Below are 17,972 nucleotides of genomic sequence, written 5' to 3'. Positions count from 1 at the left end.
CGCGCGGCTTCGCTCGTTTCGCTGCGGAACCACCTGCGTCTCTTGGAAAATCCCATGAGATCATGCCTGGTACGTCAAATCCGGATATAACGGGTTATCCGGACAGAACCTCGGGAGGGCCGGCAGCCATGGCAACGGAGAATTCCGGACCACACCTGCCACCATCCTGGCCCGAGGCCCCGAGGCCGGCGAACCAGGACCCGTCGTGGCCGGAGCCGCCGCGCAAGGACGACTCCTGGCCCGAGCCCCCGCGCCGCCCCCGCCACCAGGCACCCCAGGCGGAGCCCGCCCGTCCCGAAGCCCAGCGCGCCCGCCAGGACGCCTCAGGCCCCTCGTCGTGGCCCGACCTCCCCCCGGCGCAGTCCTCCTGGCCCGACTCCTCGACGCAGGGCAACTCCGGACCCTCCTCCTGGCCCGACTCCACATCCCCCGGCAACGCCGGGCCGTCCTCCTGGCCCGACGCGTCGCTCCCGGGCGGCGGGGCGCACCCGGGGCAGGACACCCCGCCGCGGGGCGGCGCAGGTCCCTCCTCCTGGCCGGACGCGTCCCCGCAGGGCGGGGCGCCGGCCTGGCCCGACGCGCCGCGACGGGACACCGGACGGACGGACCCGCCACGGCAGGACGTGCCGATGTCGTGGCCCGACGCGTCCTCCCCGGAGATCCCCACCTCCTGGCCGGAAGCCTCGCCCCCGCAGGGCGGCCCCGACCCGTCGTCCTGGCCGGACCCCTCGCCTCAGGGCGGCGCCGGGCCGTCCTCCTGGCCGGACACGCCGCCGCAGGGCTTCACAGGCGGCCCCCAGGGCAGGGGAAACCACTCCCAGGGCCAGGGAAACCCGCAGGGCATGGCAGACCACCCGCAAGGCATGGGGTCCCTGCCGAACGGCATCGGCGGCGGCGCACCGCAGGGCGCCCCGGACCGGCCCGGCGGAGCCGCCGGAGCGCCGCAGCGCGGAGGGGGCCCGGCCGCGTGGCCCGACGCGCCGCCGCAGGGCCAGGGCTCCCGGGCCGGCGACCGGCCCCAGGTGCCCGACCCCGTCCCGGCGTGGGCGCAGCCGCCCGCCCAGCCCGCCGGTTCCTGGCCGGACGTCCACTCCCCCGGCCAGTCCCCCGGCCAGTCCCCCGGCCCCTGGCCCGCCTCGGACCGGAACGCGGACGCCTCCCCCGCCGACCGCACGGCGATGTACCAGGTGGACGACCTTCCGCAGGGCGCGCACGCGCCGCCCAGGAACCACCCGGCCGACGAGCGGACGGTCACCTACGCCCAGCACTCCGCGAACCTCCTCAACGACCGCGCCGTCCCCTCCTCCCCCACCATGGATTCTTCGCACCCCAGCACCGCGCCCACGCCCCCGGCCGAGGACCAGAACGGCGCCCCGCGCCCTGGCTCCAACCTGAACCGCGACCCCTCCGACCCCGACCGCCCGTTCGTGACCGCCGGCCAGATCAGCGGCTCGCGCACCCCGCCGCCGGAGCGCCAGCAGGAGCTCTGGAACACCGTCTTCGGTGACAACTACCAGGCGATGGGCGAGCAGGACCCGCTGGACGAGGAGCAGGGCAAGCCGATCTGGATCTACGCCCTGGGCGGCTCCGTGGCGGTCGCGCTGGTGATCGCGCTGCTGTGGGCGTTCCTCGCGGGCCCGCTGGCCGGCGAGGACCCGCAGAGCTCCACCGCCGCCGCCGAGCAGACGGCGACCCCGCCGCCGTCGACGCCCCCCACGAAGGCCTCCTCGATCGGCCCGCTGCCGAAGTACGCGGGCAAGCCCGCCCCGGTCGTCGGCAGGCTGACCGACGCCGCAGCCGGGATCTCGCTCCCGCGCCTGGGCGGCACCTGGCGGCTGGACCAGCGCGCCACGATGAAGTCCACCTACGGGTACGAGACCCGCCAGTACGTCCTGGTCGCGGAGGACACGGCGGCCCAGGTGATGTCGGGCCCGCTGCCGCAGAAGCTGGCCTCGTACTACGACCAGGACAACCTGGAGCCGGTCATCAGGCAGGTCGTGCTGGACGCCCGCAAGCGCTTCTTCCCCGACGGCAACAAGGTCAAGAAGATCGCCCAGCAGGCCATCAAGGTGGGTGACTCGACGGGCCGGCTGATCGCGTACGCGCTGACGTCACCGACCGAGAAGGCCACGATCGTGACGATGGCCGTCAACACCGGCGGCGACGTGCCGGCCATCGTCTACATCTCGATCCCCGCGGAGAGCAAGCAGCTCATGCCCGACGTCCGCACGGTGATGAACCAGCTCAAGCTCAACGCGTAGGGCTAGAACCTGCACTCCATGTGCTTGATCCCGTTGATGAACATGGAGTGCAGCCGATCGGGGGTGCCGCCCTCGATGCGGGGGACGCGGCGCAGCAGCTCGCGGAACATCACCGTGATCTCGCGCCGCGCCAGGTGCGCCCCGAGGCAGAAGTGCGGCCCCGGCCCGCCGAAGCCGACGTGCGGGTTGGGGTCGCGGGTGACGTCGAAGCGGTACGGGTCGGCGAAGACGGCCTCGTCCCTGTTGGCCGCCCAGTAGAACAGCACCGCCTTCTCGCCCTTGCGGTAGAGGTTGCCGTTCATCTCGTGATCGCGGGTGAGCTTGCGGCGCATGAAGTTGACCGGGGAGGCGAGCCGGACGATCTCCTCCACCGCCTTGGGCGCGTGCCCGTCGATGTCCTGGAGCCACACGTCGCGCTGGCCGGGGTTCTCGGTGAGCAGGTGCAGGCCGTGGGAGATGGCGTTCCTGGTGGTCTCGTTGCCGGCCACCACCAGCAGGATGAAGAACGAGCCCAGCTCCTGCAGCGTCAGCCGCTCGCCGTCGATGTTGGCGTTGACCAGCGAGGAGATCAGGTCGCTGGTGGGGTGCTCGGCGCGATGGGCGGCGAGGTCCTGGACGAGCTGCTGCAGCTCCATGCCGGCGTTGAGCAGGCGCTCGGCGAGCTGGCCGAGGTCGGAGCCGCCGTATTCGGGGTCGAAGCCGCCGAGGATGATGTTGGAGCGGTCGAAGACGAACTGGTAGTCGCGCTCGGGGATGCCCATCATGTCGCAGATGATCTTCAAGGGGAGCCGGGCCGCCACCTCGGTCACGAAGTCGCAGCCGGGACCCTTGGCCAGCAGGTCGTCCACGATGGCGGCGGCCGCGGCGGCCACGTCGTCCTCGAACTGCTTGATCATCTTGGGTGTGAAGGCGCGCGAGACGATCCGGCGCAGCCTGGCGTGGCGCGGGTCGTCCATGTTGATCATCGAGCCGAAGTACTCGGCGAACTCGGCGGGCATGTCGGGCACGTTCGTCGCCCCGCCGTCTCCCGAGCAGAAGACCTCGGGGGTGCGGCTGGCCTCCAGGATGTCGGCGTGCCTGACCAGCGCGTGGTAGCCGGGCCCCCTGGGCGCGATGTCGATCTCCATCTCCTCGAAGAAGGCCGGGGCGGGCAGGGCACGCAGCCGCTCGAACGCCTCCTCGCGCTCGCTCATGGGCCTGGCCCAGAAATCGCGGTCCGAGAGGTCGAAGTCGAGGACGCTCATGAGGCCATCATTCGGAAAGTGGCCACTTACGTCAACGCCTCCGAAATTCCATCGCTGTCAGTGACGAAGTGGCACTAGGGTGACGTTCATGTACTTCTTCCACCTCCGCTAGCGATCCGCCGGCGGGTCGCGGACGACCCCACCGCCGGCGATGCGGGACGGCTGAGCGAGCGCCGTCCCGGGTCGCGACGTGGGAGAAGGACAGTTGGCTGCATTTGCCGTGGCCAGGGCCGTGCATGGAATCGAGCCCCTGGTCGCCGCGGAGATTCGACGTTCCCGGCTGGGTGTGGTGCGCGGGGTGCGCCACCGCGAGGTGTGGTTCGAGGCCGCGCCGGGGGCCGACCTGCTGGGGCTGCGGACGGCGGACGACGTGCTGCTCGCCGCCGCCGTCGTGGACGGGATCGGCCACGACCGCACCGCGCTGCGCCGCCTGGCCCGCGCGGCGCGCGACGTGGACGCCGCCGGTCTGGCCGGCGCGAGCGGCGGCCCGGCCGGTTGCGCGGTGGAGGTGTCGGCCTCGTTCGTGGGGCACCGCACCTACACGAGGTTCGAGATCGAGGACGCGGTCGGGGCCGAGCTGGCGCGGCCGCTACGGCTGCCGTACCACTCCAGGAGGGACGGGGCGCGCCCGCCGGAGGGCGCCATGGCGTGGCGGGTCACCATCGAGGGCGACCAGGCGCTCATCGCGCTGCGCCTGGCCGAGCGGCCGCTGCACCGGCGGACGTACAAGACGGCCTCGATCCGGGGCACGCTGCACCCGCCGGTGGCCGCCGCGATGGCGGCGCTGGCCCGCCTCGGGGAGGCGGGCACGGTGCTCGACCCGTGCTGCGGCGCGGGCACCACGCTCATCGAGGCGCGCGCGCTGGCGCCGGGCGCGCGCCTGCTGGGCTTCGACCACGACCGCGCCGCGCTGCGCGCCGCCGCCGCCAACGCGGGCGGCCGGGCGGCGTTCCGGTGGGGCGTGGCCGACGCGGGGCGGATCCCCGTGGTCGGCGGCAGCATGGACCGGGTGCTGGTCAACCCGCCCTGGGGGCGCCAGGTGCCGCCGCGCGGGCTGCTGGCGCGCGGCCTCGGGCCGCTGTGGCGGGAGGTCCGGCGGGTGCTGTCCGGCGACGGGCTGGCCGTGGCCCTGGTGCACGGCGAGGTCCCGCGCGGGTTCGCGGTGGAGGAGACCGTACGGGTGAGCCTGTCGGGGCTGCATCCGGCGATCGCCGTCCTCAGGAGAGCGAACCTCAGGAGGTGAAGCCCCGCGGGCGGACCTGCGTCATCTCGGCCGAGGAGGAGGTGCCGAGCCAGTCGAGGACGAGGCGGTTGACCTCGGCCGGGCGCTCCAGGTGGAGGAAGTGCCCGGCGCCCGCGACCTGCTCGGCCCGCGACCCGGCGGGCAGGTGGGCCAGGGCGCCCTTGGCCAGGTCGGCGCTCAGGCAGCCGTCCTGGGCGCCGTGCAGGTAGAGGACCGGGCCGGTGGTGCCGTCCTCCAGGGCCGGGTAGCGGCCGGAGGGCGGCGTGGTGCCGAGCATGGCGCGGTAGTAGCCGAGCGCCGCGCTCAGGTTGGCGGGCTCGCCGATGCTGCGCCGTACGAACTCCAGGTCCTCGGCCGGGTCGTGGCCCGGCGACCAGTCGCGCCAGAGGCGCTCGAAGAAGCCGGGGCGCGCGGCGGCCCGCTCACCGAGGCCGGTCTGGAAGAGGAAGATGTAGAAGGAGCGCTTGAGCTGGTCGTAGTCGAGCAGCCCCGCGCCGAGCGAGCCGGGCGGCGGCACGGCCAGCGCGACCGCGCGGCGGAAGCGGCCGGCCAGGTGGTAGGCGGGGAAGGCGCCCCAGTCGTGCCCGATGACGACCGCGTCCTGGTCGCCGCCGAGCTCCTCGTGCAGCGCGCGGACGTCGGCGACCAGCGCGGCGCCCTCGTACGCGCCGTCGGCGGGCACCTCGGTGGGGGCGTAGCCGCGCATGAACGGCGCGACGGCGCGGTAGCCGCGCTCGGCCAGCGCGGGCATCAGGTGCCGCCAGGTGTGGGCGGTGTCGGGGAAGCCGTGCAGGCACAGCGCCAGCGGCCCCTCACCCAACGTCAGATACGCGAACTCCACACCATTGGCGTGGACAGTCCTGATCTCCATGACTGCGAAACCTAGCACTCGGCCCCGTCCGAGGAGTACCACCACGGGCGGTGCCCCCGGCCGCCCCGCCGCGTGTTCGCCGCCGCGCCGGTGGCTGCTCCGGGCGTGCCGGTGCACGTGATCGAGGGCCGGCCGTACGGCACGCTGCTCGTGCGGCCGGACGGGTTCGTGGCCTGGCGCGGGGAGGAGGGCCTCGCCGAGGCGCTCGGCGCGTACGCCGGGACGGCTAGGACGCCTTCCTGATCAGGTCGGCCCCCTTCTCCCCGATCATGATGGCGGGGGCGTGGGTGTGGCCCCGGTTCAGCGTCGGCATGATCGACGCGTCCACCACCCTGAGCGCCTCGACACCGCGTACCCGCAGCTCGGGGTCCACCACGGAGGCGTCGTCGGTCCCCATGCGGCAGGTGCCGACGGGGTGGTAGAGCGTCTCGCCGCGCTCGCGGACCCACTGCGCGAGCTCCTCGTCGCTCTCCGGCGCCCAGTAGGGCTCCATCGGCCCGCCCGCGTACGGCCTCATCGCCGAGGTGGCGAACACCTGCTTGGCCATCTTCAACCCCGCGACCAGCCGCTTCATGTCGGCCTCCGCGGTCAGGTAGGCGGGGTCGATGACGACGTCGCCGCCGTTGAGCCCGACCCTGCCGCGGCTGTCTGGCTGCAGCAGCACGACCCCGACGGTGAGCCCATGACCGGTCGGCGGGGTGAGGCCGTGGTCGAGGAACGGCACGGGCGCGAAGATCAGCTCGATGTCGGGCGCCGGCTCCTCCTCCGAGGTCCTGATGAACGCGACCGCCTCCCCCACGTTCGTGGTGAGCATGCCGGAGCGCAGCAGGAGGTAGCGCAGCAGGTTGCCGATCGACTCCGCCCTGGCCAGGGTCACCGGCTTCGTGCACTCGACGAACACGCCCGTCGAGAGGTGGTCCTGCAGGTTCCTGCCGACCTCGGGCAGCTCGCGCACGACCTCGATCCCGGCCTCGCGCAGCTCGCCGGGGTCGCCCACGCCGGAGCGCATCAGCAGGTGGGGCGAGCCGATCGTGCCCGCCGACAGCACGACCTCGCGCCTGGCCCCGATCCGGACGCCGCCGTGCTCGACGCCGATCGCCCTCCGGCCGTCGAACACCACCCGCTCCACCGTGGCCCCGGTGATCACGTGCAGGTTGGGCCGGTCCTCGGCCGGGCGCAGGTAGCCGTCGGCCGCGCTCCACCTGCGGCCCCGGCGCTGGGTGACCGGCGTGGGACAGTAGCCCTCGTTGGAGTGCCCGTTCAGCTCGCCGAGCCGGGTCAGCCCGAGCTCCCCGCACGCCTTGAGGAACGCGGCCGTGGTGACGTTGGGACTGCGCAGCTCGGAGATGTAGAGCGGGCCCTCGGTGCCGTAGACGCCGCCCTCGTTGCTCCCGACGCGGTGCTCGGCCCTGGTGAAGTACGGCAGCACCTCGTCGTACGACCAGCCGGGCACGCCCCACTGGTCGTAGTCGCGCTGGCAGCCGCGCACCCACATCTGGGCGTTGAGCGAGGACGAGCCGCCGATCACGCGGCCCCTCGGCCAGTAGAGCTCCCGGCCGGACATCTCGCCCTGCTTGGCCGTGGTGTAGTCCCAGTCGTAGCCGGTCTTGAACAGCTTCGCGAAACCCGCCGGCATGCGGATCTCCAGCTTGCCGTCGGACCCGCCGGCCTCGACCAGCGCCACCGTCACGCCGGGGTCCTCCGAGAGCCGGTTGGCCAGCACACACCCCGCGGACCCCGCCCCGACGATCACGTAGTCGTATTCCATGGCACCTGCTTACTCCAGCCGCGCGGGCACGTCCATATCCACTTGTGACCTCGGTTACCTACCAGTCGGTTTGTTCGCCTGCGAGGATGGCGCCGAGCCCCCGGGTAAGAGGAGGAAGGCGTCATGCTCAACCTGTCCGTCGTCCTTGAGGACAGCGCCAGGAACACCCCCGATGGCACGGCCATCGTCTTCGGGGACATGCGGCTCCCCTATTCGATGATCGACACCGTCGCCAACCAGGTCGCGAACCTGCTCGTCTCACGCGGGGTCGGCAAGGGCGACAAGGTGGCGCTGGCCTGTCCCAACCTGCCGTACTTCCCGTTCATCTATTTCGGCATCCTCAAGGCCGGCGCCACGGTGGTGCCGCTCAACGTGCTGCTGCAGTCGCGGGAGATCGCCTACCACCTCGACGACAGCGACGCCAAGGCGCTGTTCTGCTTCGAGGGCACGCCCGAGCTGCCGCTGGGCGAGCGCGGCAGGGCCGGTTTCGAGGCGGCGCAGGGCTGCGAGCACTTCTTCGTGCTGCCCGCCACCCCGCTCGCGACCGAGTCCCCGTACGGCGAGTCGATCTGGGCCGCGCTGGGCGGCATGGCGAGCGACTTCGAGACCGTGCAGACCGCCCCCGACGACACCGCCGTGATCCTCTACACCTCCGGCACCACGGGCCAGCCCAAGGGCGCCGAGCTCAGCCACCAGAACATGCTGATGAACGCCATGGTCAGCGACACGATGTTCCCCGGGTCCGACGAGGGCGACACCTACCTGGCCGTGCTGCCGCTGTTTCACTCCTTCGGCCAGACCGTGGTGATGAACACCGGCTTCCTGCGCGGCGCGACCGTCGTGCTGATGCCCCGCTTCGACCCGGGCGAGGCGCTGGCACTCATGGTCAAGGAGGGCGTGACGTTCTTCGCCGGGGTGCCCACCATGTACTGGGGCATGCTCTCCAAGATCCACGCGGACGGCGTGGAGGTGCCCCGCAGCCTGCGCATCGCGGTCGCGGGCGGCGCGTCCTCGCCGGTGGAGGTGCTCAAGGACTTCGAGCGCACCTTCGGCATCGGCATCCTGGAGGGGTACGGCCTGTCGGAGACCTCGCCGGTGGCCAGCTTCAACCAGCTCGGCCGCCCCACCAAGCCGGGCACGATCGGCACGCCGATCTGGGGCGTGGAGATGAAGCTGGTCGACGGCGACTGGAAGACCGTCGACGGTGAGGGCCCCGGAGAGATCGCCGTCCGGGGGCACAACATCATGAAGGGCTACTACGGCCGCCCCGAGGCGACGGCCGAGGTGATGAAGGACGGCTGGTTCCGCACGGGCGACATCGCCACCCGCGACGCGGACGGCTACTACTCCATCGTCGACCGGGCCAAGGACATGATCATCCGTGGCGGGTTCAACGTCTATCCGCGCGAGGTCGAGGAGGTGCTGATGACCCATGAGGCCGTGTCGCTGGCCGCCGTCGTGGGCGTGCCGCACGACTCCCACGGCGAGGAGATCAAGGCGTACGTCATCCGCACGCCCGGCTCGGAGATCACGGAGGACGAGCTGATCGCCTGGGCCAAGGAGACCATGGCGGCCTACAAGTACCCCCGGGTGGTCGAGTTTCGCGAGTCGCTGCCGATGACCGCCACCGGCAAGATCCTCAAGCGCGAGCTGCGGTAACCGTCCTTACCCACCCTCGGCCTTCGGCGGGGGCGTGGCGTTCACTCCCGCGAGGGGACGCCACGCCGCCTCGGGTCCGCCCGCGTTCCCCACCGCGCGCGCCGCTCATCGGCGCGGCCGGCTGGCCGGCATGTACGTGAACGACACCGCCTCCATCAGCGGCCGGCGCTTGGTGTTGTGGAACGAGGCGATGCGCCACGTGCCGTCGCCCTCGCGGACCACGGTGCAGGTCCGCACCTTGGTGAGCTTGCCGCGCTTCTTCGCGACGTCGCCCCGGCCGGCCACGACGGCGGTGCCGGGCCCGTAGAAGCGCACCTCGTCGATCTCGTTGACCATCGTCGTCCCCTTCAGCACGCTGTCGAACAGCGCCTGGTGACCGGCCGCGATGTCGTCGCGGCCGTCGTAGACGGTGCCGGCATAGATGCAGATGTCAACTCAAGGAAGAGGAGTGAGGTTTGCCCACCGATCCGAGCGTCACCTTCCGGCACTACCTGAGCGCCATGGTGCTCAACAGCCTCGCCGCCGCCGAGGCCGCCGGGCTCAACGCCACCGACTACCACGCGCTCAACCTGCTCGACCTCACCGGGCCGCTGACCTCCGGCGAGCTGGCCGTGCGCGCAGGCCTCACCACCGGAGCCACGACCCGCCTCATCGACCGCCTGGAGCGCGGCGGCCACGCCCGCCGTGTCCCCGACCCCGCCGACCGGCGCAAGGTCATGGTGGAGTCGGCCGGCACGCCGGAGGGCCTCATCGCCGCGGCGAGGAACGCGTGACCCGGCCTCTGGCGCTCTTCGACCTGGACAACACGCTGATCGACCGGCTGGCCGCCTTCAAGCGGTGGGCCGCCGAGTTCGCCGCCGAGCGGCGGCTCGGGGACGGCGCCGTGCCGTGGCTGGTGGCGCTGGACGCCGACGGGTCCCTGCCGATGGACGCGTTCTTCTCCCGCGTACGCGAGCGGTTCGGCCTGCCGGAGCCGGCCGGGGAGCTGTGGCTGGCGTACCGGGCCCGGCTTCCCCTCCTGGTGTCGTGCCGGGGCGAGGTGCTCGACGGGCTGGGCCGGCTGAGGGCCGCCGGGTGGGTGGTGGGGATCGTGACGAACGGCATGGCGGACAACCAGACGGGCAAGCTGGAGCGCACCGGGCTGGCGGCGCGGGTGGACGGGTGGGCGATCTCGGAGGCCGAGGGCGTGCGCAAACCCGACGTGCGGCTGTTCGAGATCGCGGCCCGCCGGTGCGGTGCGGAACTGGGAGCGGGCGGGTGGGTCGTGGGGGACGATCCGGTCAAGGACATTCAAGGTGGGCGGGCCGCCGGGCTCCGGACCATCTGGATCGACCGCGGAGTCACCGCCGGGAGCGCCGGTGAGGGCTCTGGCGTGGAGGCAGGTGGGGGCTCTTCCGCGGTCGCGGCCGATCACGCCGTGGGCGACGTGCTCTCCGCCATCGAGCTCCTCATCCGATCGGGCTCCTCATCCGGGTGAGGCGAGCCGCTGGAGGCGGATAGCGTGGCCGGATGCGAGATCGCCCGGATTCGTTCGACGAGGGGCTGCTGCGGCCCGCACTCCGCGCGTGGGGCGTGGAGGCCCGCACGCTGGACTACGCGCCGGTGGGCTTCGGCGACTATCACTGGATCGCCGACCGGCGCTGGTTCGTCACGATCGCCGACGTACGCCGCCGCGACGTCGACGATCTCGCCCTGGCCATGGACACGGCGTCGGCGCTGCGCGAGGAGGCGGGGCTCGGGTTCGTGGTGGCGCCGCTGCGCACGACCGAGGGCGCGACACTCCTGCGGCTCGACCGCCACCGCTGGGCCATGAGCGTCTTCCCCTTCGTGGATGCCGCCTCCGGCCGGTTCGGCGAGGAGCGGCCGGCCGGCGAGCGGGCCGCGATCATCGACCTGCTCGCCGCCCTCCACACCACCCCGCCCCCGCTGTCCACCCCGCCGCGTCCTCTGCACCTGGCCGGCCGGGCAGGGCTGGAGCAGGCGCTCCAGGACACGCGCCCGCCCTGGTCCGGCGGCCCGTACTCCGAACCGGCCAGGGAGCTGGTCGCCCGTCACGCCGGGACCCTGCGCCGCAGGCTCGCGGAGTTCGACCGGACGGCGGCCGTCGCAGGGGAGCCCGTCGTGACGCACGGGGAGCCCCATCCCGGCAACGTGCTGGGCGCGGGCGAGCGGCGGTGGCTGGTCGACTGGGACACGGTCGGGCTCGCGCCGCCCGAACGCGACCTCTGGCTGGTGGCCGAGGACGCCGACGATCTCGCCCGCTACGCCGCCGCCACCGGCCGCACCCCCGACCCCCGGGTGCTGGAGCTCTACCGGCTGCGGTGGGCGCTCGACGACGTGGCCGAGTTCGTCCAGTGGTTCCGCGCGCCGCACGGGCGTACGGCGGACGCCGAGCTGAGCTGGACGAGCCTCACGGGAACCCTCGAAGCCCTGGCGTCCGAGGACCGCTTTCCGCCGCTCGCCACCCCACCCGACCCACGGTCCGAGCGGCACGGCGAGGAGGAGCAGATCCCGTGAGCGTCAGCCAGGTCGCCACCCACGACGTCGAGATCCACGACGAGATCGTGATCAAGCGATACCGCTCCTGGGACCGCCTCGAACCCCACCGCGAGTGGACCGCGCTCCACCTGCTCGCCGAGCACGCCCCCGGCCTCGCCCCCACCCCGCTCGGCGCCGACCTCGACGGCACCCCGCCCACCGTGGTGATGAGCCGCCTGCCCGGCACCCCGCTGCGCGGCCAGGTCGCCGGCCCCGAGCAGGTCAGGGCGCTCGCCGCCGCCCTCACCCGCCTCCACCGCACCGTCCCCGCCGCGGAATCGCTCAAGCCCGCCGCATGGCACCCGGCCGCGGCCGTCGCGCACGTACGCGCCCGCGTCGCCGAGGACCCCGACCTCGGCGACTCCCCCACCGTCCGGCAGGCCCGCGCCCTGGGAACGGCCTGGCTGTCGGGCCCCTCCATCGACCGGCTCCCGGCCGATCCGTTCCCGCCGGTGCTCGGCCTGGCCGACGGCAACCGCGCCAACTACCTGTGGGACGCCGCCGGCGCCCGCGTCCACCTCGTCGACTGGGAGGACTCCGGCCGCGCCGACCGCGCCTTCGAGCTCGCCGACCTGTGCGAGCACATCTCCCACGCGGACGGCCATCTGGACACCGACCTGCTGCTGGCCCAGCTGGATCTGTCAGCGGGCGAGGCGGCCCGCGTGCGGGAGTTCAGGCGGCTGATCGCGCTGGGCTGGCTCCTCATGCTCGGCCCCGGCGGCCCCGCCACCCACCGCAACCCGCCCGGAACCCTCGACCACCAGGCGCGACGCGTCCTCACCCTCCTGGACGGCTGACGTCCCTGACTTGCTCATTGCATACTGTAGCCATAAAGTCACCCTCAGCAGTGATGTCTGGCAAAGGAGAGCACGTGGGCAGGCACGCCAAGCCCCATGGTCCCAAGGACGAGCCACCAGAGCCCCAAGAGGACGCCGCCGAGGACGAAACCCGCACCAGCCGCGGCAAGCACGCCAAAGACCGGAAAGCATCCACGTGACCGCACCGTCGGCCCACCCGGTAACCGGGTAACGGGTGGGCACGACCGGCGAGCGGCGCCTTCCCCTCGACGGGCTCAGGGCCAGTCGCGGGCCGGGCGCAGCGGCACGTCGGAGTGGCCGTTCTCGTGCAGCTTGACCCCCAGCACCTGGTGGAGCTGGACCTTGTTGCGCTCGAAGCCCACGATGCAGCCCGCCATGTACAGGGCCCACACCCGGGCCGTGCCCATGCCGACCTCCTCCACCGCGTCGTCCCAGTTGGCGTCGAGGTTGTCGCACCAGTGGCGGAGCGTCTTGGCGTAGTGCTCGCGGAGGTTCTCCTCGTGGCGGATCTCGAAGCCGAGGTCCTCCATCTGCCGGATGAGCCAGCCCACCGACTCGAGCTCGCCGTCGGGGAAGACGTAGCGGTTGATGAAGCCGCCCTTGTTGAAGGTCTTCTCCTTGCCGGTCGGCCGGGTGATGCAGTGGTTGAGCAGCCGGCCGCCCGGCTTGAGCTTGCCGTACAGGAAGGCGAAGTAGCCGGGGATGTTGGCCTTGCCGATGTGCTCGGTGAGGCCGATCGAGCTGACCGCGTCGAAGCCGCCCTCCTGGACGTCGCGGTAGTCCATGAAGCGGACCTCCGCCAGGTCCTGCAGGCCGGCGTCGACGATCGCCTTCTGTGCCCATTCGGCCTGCTGCCTGCTCAGCGTCACGCCGAGGGCCTTGACGCCGTAGTGCTTGGCGGCGTGCATGACCATGCCGCCCCAGCCGCAGCCGACGTCGAGCAGGCGCATGCCGGGCTTGAGGCCGAGCTTGCGGGCCACCAGGTCGAACTTGGCGAACTGGGCCTCTTCGAGGGTGGCGTCCTCGGAGGGGAACGCGGCGCAGGTGTAGGCCATGGACGGGCCGAGCACCCACTCGTAGAAGCGGTTGGAGACGTCGTAGTGGTGATGGATGGCCTCGGCGTCGCGCTGCTTGGCGTGGCGTGAGCCCAGCCGGGCGAGGGCGCTCTGGCGCATCTCCTGCGGGGGCGGCGGCACGCGCATGAGGAGCGGCTTGACGCCGAGCGAGCGGACGGCGGCGATCTTCTCAGAGGTGGTCAGGTCGTTGGTGGTGATGTTCCACATGCGGTCGAGCAGGGTGTACATGTCGCCGTGCACGTCGATGTGCCCGGAGATGTACGCCCTGGCCAGCCCCAGCTCGCCCGGCGCCTGCGCCAGGTAGGCGACCGCGATGGGCGACTTGACCTCGATGCTCAGGTCGGCCCCGTCCGGCCCTGCCTTGCTGCCGTCGTATGCCTGGAATGCGACGTTTGCTTCCGTGCCGACGATCTTCTCAAAGATGGTTGACAGCCCCACCGGCTCACCTTCCCGCTACACATTTTTCGTACAGGTCCAGCAAGCGACCGCTCGGGTCGTATTCCCGCTTGACCGGCCAGTAGGCATCGCCGTTGTACAGCCGCCAGAACTGCTCGCGAGCGTAGAAGGAGGTCGAGTAGAGCGACTTGTGGCCGTCGAGCTCGTGCACCTCGTGCTCGATCAACCGGTTGTAGTAGCCGTCGAACTGCCCCCGCGGCAGCGGCACCATGCCCCAGAATCCGAAGTTGACGTAAAGCTTGCCCGGTTCGAGAGGATAGAGCGGCCAGCGGGAGCCGGCCCTCAACGGGCACATCCACACCGGAGTCATCCCCACTTTCGCGTGGAAGAACTCCAGGAACTCCGCCCCACGTTCGACCGGGACCTCGACGTCCTGGATGACGGACTCCTGGACCGGCTGCCCCCGCCACCGGTCGATCCGGGCGGTCACGCCGTACTTCCTGTCCAGCGCCACGAGGCGGCGGTAGACGTCGGAACGCATGTAGCGGCGCGGCATGAGGGAGCGGACGACGGGCTGCTGCACGCCGAACGCCCGCGAGCACCAGAACCAGTCGGTGTCCCAGCGCCACAGGTAGTCGCGCGTGGTCAGCCAGTCGCGGTTGCGCCGTCTGATGGACTGGTAGTAGATGCGCATCCCCGTGTAGTCGGAGACGTACGGGGCCCGCTCGGCGAACCGGCCGACCGTGAGATAGATCTCCTGCGGGCCGAAGAAGACGCCGTCCACGAAGTCGACGCTCTCGCCGTCGTGCACCATGCTCTCGCAGATCTCCTGCATGGCGAGCATGCACTTGGCCGCGTCGGTGAACCTGATGTGCGTCAGGCGCACGTACGGCTGGACCTTGCGCAGTTTGATCCTGATGCGCAGGGCGTAGCCGAGCGTGCCGTAGGAGTTGGGGAACGCCCTGAACAGCTCGCGGTGCTCGTTGTCGTCGCGGGCCACGATGACGCGCCCGTCGCCGGTGAGGATCTCGAGCTCCTCCACCGACTCGTGCGGCAGGCCGTCCCTGAAACTGGTGGACTCGATGCCGAGCCCGGTGACGGCGCCCCCGAGCGTGATCGTCTTGAGCTGCGGCACCACGTACGGCATGAGCCCGTGCGGCAGCGTGGCGTCCACCAGGTGCTCGTACGTCGTCATGCCCTGGACCTCGGCGGTCATGGTGTCGGGATCGACGCTGATGACCTCGTCGAGATCCCTGGCCGAGAGCTTGGCCGTCTTGCCGGAGTCGCGGAACCTGAAAAGGTTGGACGTCGACTTGGCCAGGCGAGGGGCGGCATCACCCGGAATCTCGGCGTACGACTGCCGGATCTGCTCTACTGCCTGCTGGTGTGTCGACAGCTTCGTCGTCACAGCCCCTCCTTCGTAGAGATCGTCCGTAAGAAGGTATCTCTAGCGCGCGACCCGGAACAGACCGGGGTCGTTAAAGACACGAAAACTGTTCATCGTGCCAGGTGAAATGCCTGGATGGAAGTGGTTACGCCAACTTCCTGCGGATCATGGGGGACACGCCGTTGACCACGTGGTCCACCTCGCGACCCTCGACGGCCGCCGCGAGGTTGTCCAGGGTGGCCGCGAGCAGGCGGCCCGTGGCCTCCGGCGTGACGCCCGCGACGTGCGGCGACAGCAGGACGCCGGGCAGGTCGCGCAGCGGGTCGCCGGCGGGCAGGGGCTCCTCGTCGAAGACGTCGAGCGCGGCGCCGCTCACGTGGCCCTCGCGCAGGGCCGCGACGAGCGCCGGCTGGTCGACGACGCCGCCCCGCGCCGCGTTGACGAGCAGCGCGCCGCGTTTCATGCGGCCGGGATCGACCAGGCCGCGGGTCTCGTCGGAGAGCGCGATCACCACGACCACCACGTCGCTCTCCGCCAGGAGCGTCTCCAGGGGCTCGTAGCCGGGGTCCTCGCGCGGCGTGCGGGTCCAGTACGTCACGTGGCAGCCGAGCGCGCGGAACAGCCCGGCGCTGGTGGCGCCGATCGGCCCGTAGCCGACGACGCCGACCCGCCGGCCGCGCAGCTCGCCCGGTTGCAGGCCCTGCTGCGGCCACTCCCCCGCGCGTACGGCGGAGTCGGCGGCGGCCAGCTTGCGCAGCAGCGCGAGCGTGGCGGCCAGGCACCACTCCGAGACCGCCACCGCGCTGACGCCCGGCGTGTTGGCCAGCGGCACCCCGGCCGCCGCCAGGGCGCCGAGGTCGTGGCCGTCGACGCCGACGGACGGCTGCTGCGCGAACGCCAGCAGGGGCGCCGCCTTGACGGCCTCGGCGTCCAGCACGAGCGTGCCCGTCCAGTCGCCGAGCACGATCTCCGCCTCGGGCAGTGCGGCGAGCAGGGCGTCACGGTCGCGGGAGGCGGGCACGCGCACGCTGACCCGGTCACCGAGCGGGGCGAGCAGGCGGCGCATGAGCTCTTCGGGGAGCGGGGGGAGGGCGAGCAGGTTCCAGGGGCTCATGCCCCCACAGTAAAGCTGCTGATCACCTGCCGCATGAGCCCCCTGTTACGCGCCCACTGGGCCTCGGTGACCGTCCAGGACACGATGTAGGCGGTGTCGCCGATCGCCAGGGCCCGCCGTACCTCGTGATAGCGGGTGCCGGGGCTGACCCAGCGGGCGTCGCCCTCGCTGCCCGCGGTCCAGGAGAACTCCCACTCCACGGCCCTGGTGCCCTGGTGCACGACGGCCCTGCGGCCCCGGTTGACGACGGTTGCGGCGTTCTGCCGCATCGCCTCCTCCGAGTCGCGCAGGATCTGGTTCGGGTCGAGCGTGGCGTAGACGGCCTCGACGCCCAGGTGCGCGGCCCCGTCCCGGCGGGTCCACTCGGTGTACGCCTCGGCGAGCGAGCCCCGCCAGCCGGCCGGCCGCATGATCGACCAGCCGTCGCGCGACTTCCACATCCGTACGGCCGGGACGGCCCGCGTCGCGCTGGGCGTCGCCGTGGGCGTCGCACTAGGGGTCGGCGTGACCGTCGGCGTGAGCGGGACGGTCACCGCGGCGGGCCTGGCGGAGGCGCGCGGGGCTCCTTCCGCCGGCGAGTCGAGCTGGAAGTACGCCACCGCGCCGCCCGCGATGATCACCACCGCGGCCGCGGCCGCCGCGAGCAGGGCCCGGCTCCGGCCGCCCCGCCTCCTCTCGGGCACGTCCCGGTCGAGGTGCGCCGGCCTGGCCGCGAGGATCGCGGCGAGCAGCCGGTCGGCCTCCTCGGCGTCGACCCGCTGCTCCGGCTCCTTCTGCAGCAGGCCGCGCAGCACCGGGTGCATGATCGGCGGGATCCTGCGGTAGTCGGGCTCCTCGGTGAGCAGCGCGTTCAGCGTCGACATGGGGTCGCCCCGCTCGAACGGCGAGCGCCCCACCATGCAGGCGTACAGCGTGGCGCCCAGCGACCACAGGTCGGACGCCGGTCCGGCGTTCTCGGCGCGGACCCGTTCGGGGGCGAGGAAGCTCGGCGAGCCGGTCACCATGCCGGTCTTGGTGAGCGACGGGTCGCCCTCGACGGTGGCGATGCCGAAGTCCATGAGCACGGCCCGGCCGTCGTCGGCCAGCAGGATGTTGCCCGGCTTGACGTCCCGGTGCAGGATGCCCGCCTCGTGCGCCGTCTTCAGCGCGGACAGCACCTGACGGCCCAGCTCCGCCGCCTCGCGTACGGGCAGCGCCCCCGAGGTGAGCACGACCTGCTCGACCGTGGGGTGCCGCAGCAGCTCCATCACGATCCACGGACGGCCGCCCTCCTCGACGACGTCGTAGACCGCGACGACGGAGGGGTGGGTCAGCTTGGCCGCGGTACGGGCCTCGCGGGCGGTACGCAACAGCTGGCGCTCCTGCTCCCCCGGCGAGAGACCGTCGGGCAGCAGCACTTCCTTGATGGCGACCTGCCGGTTGAGCAGGGTGTCCTGCCCCTCCCAGACCACGCCCATGCCCCCGCGGCCCAGTTCACGCAGTAACTGGTAACGTCCTGCGACGAGCCGGTTGCTCTCCGAAACCATGCCCTACCCCTGTTGACACCCGAACACAGTGGGCAAGTTTCCCATACCAGCCAGCGGTTCGCGGGAAGGTC

General features: G+C 72.1%; 16 protein-coding genes. 8 read left to right on the top strand and 8 right to left on the bottom strand.

Annotated elements, in window-relative coordinates; genetic code table 11:
• The first annotated feature begins 128 nt into the window (after window positions 1-128).
• Window positions 129-2,261, top strand: coding sequence for a hypothetical protein (locus FH608_RS40050; RefSeq protein WP_139635634.1), 2,133 nt, complete (start codon window positions 129-131; stop codon window positions 2,259-2,261).
• Window positions 2,262-2,263: 2 nt separating this feature from the next.
• Here FH608_RS40050 and FH608_RS40045 read toward each other — a convergent pair whose 3' ends face one another.
• A complete protein-coding gene (locus FH608_RS40045; RefSeq protein ID WP_139635633.1) occupies window positions 2,264-3,505 on the bottom strand; it encodes a cytochrome P450 in 1,242 nt (413 codons plus the stop codon).
• A gap of 205 nt (window positions 3,506-3,710) precedes the next feature.
• On the opposite strand from FH608_RS40045, the gene FH608_RS40040 reads away from it, so the two are divergent.
• Window positions 3,711-4,748: a methyltransferase domain-containing protein gene (locus FH608_RS40040; protein ID WP_226900321.1), complete on the top strand. Its 1,038-nt coding sequence runs from the start codon at window positions 3,711-3,713 to the stop codon at window positions 4,746-4,748.
• Here FH608_RS40040 and FH608_RS40035 read toward each other — a convergent pair.
• On the bottom strand, window positions 4,738-5,619 hold the full coding sequence (locus FH608_RS40035) for an alpha/beta fold hydrolase (protein ID WP_139635632.1): 882 nt from the start codon (window positions 5,617-5,619) through the stop codon (window positions 4,738-4,740). The genes FH608_RS40040 and FH608_RS40035 overlap by 11 nt on opposite strands.
• A 105-nt stretch (window positions 5,620-5,724) precedes the next feature.
• Here FH608_RS40035 and FH608_RS51940 point away from each other — a divergent pair, with 105 nt between their 5' ends.
• A complete protein-coding gene (locus FH608_RS51940) occupies window positions 5,725-5,862 on the top strand; it encodes an aromatic-ring hydroxylase C-terminal domain-containing protein (protein ID WP_153264414.1) in 138 nt (45 codons plus the stop codon).
• Here the strand turns inward: FH608_RS51940 and FH608_RS40030 are convergent.
• On the bottom strand, window positions 5,846-7,387 hold the full coding sequence (locus FH608_RS40030; protein WP_139635631.1) for a GMC family oxidoreductase: 1,542 nt from the start codon (window positions 7,385-7,387) through the stop codon (window positions 5,846-5,848). The genes FH608_RS51940 and FH608_RS40030 overlap by 17 nt on opposite strands.
• A gap of 123 nt (window positions 7,388-7,510) precedes the next feature.
• Between FH608_RS40030 and FH608_RS40025 the strand changes: the two genes are divergently transcribed.
• The gene (locus FH608_RS40025) at window positions 7,511-9,046 is read left to right on the top strand and encodes a long-chain-fatty-acid--CoA ligase (protein WP_139635630.1); all 1,536 of its coding nucleotides are present in this window, start codon (window positions 7,511-7,513) and stop codon (window positions 9,044-9,046) included.
• 105 nt (window positions 9,047-9,151) lie between these two features.
• On the opposite strand, the gene FH608_RS40020 is transcribed toward FH608_RS40025, so the two are convergent.
• Window positions 9,152-9,469: an SgcJ/EcaC family oxidoreductase gene (locus FH608_RS40020; RefSeq protein ID WP_226900334.1), complete on the bottom strand. Its 318-nt coding sequence runs from the start codon at window positions 9,467-9,469 to the stop codon at window positions 9,152-9,154.
• Between the two features lie 32 nt (window positions 9,470-9,501).
• On the opposite strand from FH608_RS40020, the gene FH608_RS40015 reads away from it, so the two are divergent.
• From FH608_RS40015 to FH608_RS40000, 4 genes are read left to right on the top strand one after another with little or no spacing between them, the layout of a single operon-like run.
• Window positions 9,502-9,819, top strand: coding sequence for a MarR family transcriptional regulator (locus FH608_RS40015; protein WP_226900320.1), 318 nt, complete (start codon window positions 9,502-9,504; stop codon window positions 9,817-9,819).
• Window positions 9,816-10,523: an HAD family hydrolase gene (locus FH608_RS40010; RefSeq protein WP_139635628.1), complete on the top strand. Its 708-nt coding sequence runs from the start codon at window positions 9,816-9,818 to the stop codon at window positions 10,521-10,523. The genes FH608_RS40015 and FH608_RS40010 overlap by 4 nt, the downstream gene beginning before the upstream one ends.
• Window positions 10,524-10,555: 32 nt before the next feature.
• Window positions 10,556-11,563 (top strand): phosphotransferase, encoded by a 1,008-nt coding sequence (locus FH608_RS40005; protein WP_139635627.1) that lies wholly within the window; start codon window positions 10,556-10,558, stop codon window positions 11,561-11,563.
• Entirely contained in the window at window positions 11,560-12,381 is an 822-nt protein-coding gene (locus FH608_RS40000; protein WP_139635626.1) for an aminoglycoside phosphotransferase family protein, read from the top strand. Before FH608_RS40005 ends, FH608_RS40000 begins: the two co-directional genes overlap by 4 nt.
• A gap of 275 nt (window positions 12,382-12,656) precedes the next feature.
• Here FH608_RS40000 and FH608_RS39995 read toward each other — a convergent pair whose 3' ends face one another.
• The 4 genes from FH608_RS39995 to FH608_RS53275 all read right to left on the bottom strand — a co-directional run bounded on the left by FH608_RS39995 (window position 12,657) and on the right by FH608_RS53275 (window position 17,901).
• Window positions 12,657-13,916: an SAM-dependent methyltransferase gene (locus FH608_RS39995; protein WP_139635625.1), complete on the bottom strand. Its 1,260-nt coding sequence runs from the start codon at window positions 13,914-13,916 to the stop codon at window positions 12,657-12,659.
• 4 nt (window positions 13,917-13,920) lie between these two features.
• Window positions 13,921-15,282: an FAD-binding oxidoreductase gene (locus tag FH608_RS39990; RefSeq protein ID WP_226900319.1), complete on the bottom strand. Its 1,362-nt coding sequence runs from the start codon at window positions 15,280-15,282 to the stop codon at window positions 13,921-13,923.
• Between the two features lie 124 nt (window positions 15,283-15,406).
• The gene (locus tag FH608_RS39985) at window positions 15,407-16,375 is read right to left on the bottom strand and encodes an NAD(P)-dependent oxidoreductase (protein WP_139635624.1); all 969 of its coding nucleotides are present in this window, start codon (window positions 16,373-16,375) and stop codon (window positions 15,407-15,409) included.
• Window positions 16,372-17,901 (bottom strand): serine/threonine-protein kinase, encoded by a 1,530-nt coding sequence (locus tag FH608_RS53275; protein WP_226900318.1) that lies wholly within the window; start codon window positions 17,899-17,901, stop codon window positions 16,372-16,374. Before FH608_RS53275 ends, FH608_RS39985 begins: the two co-directional genes overlap by 4 nt.
• Window positions 17,902-17,972 lie beyond the last annotated feature (71 nt).

The sequence above is a fragment of the Nonomuraea phyllanthi genome (assembly GCF_006334985.2).
GTDB classification, from domain to species: domain Bacteria; phylum Actinomycetota; class Actinomycetes; order Streptosporangiales; family Streptosporangiaceae; genus Nonomuraea; species Nonomuraea phyllanthi.
The sequence above is the reverse complement of the archived record's forward strand: the minus strand, read 5'-3'. Positions and strand labels throughout refer to the sequence as shown.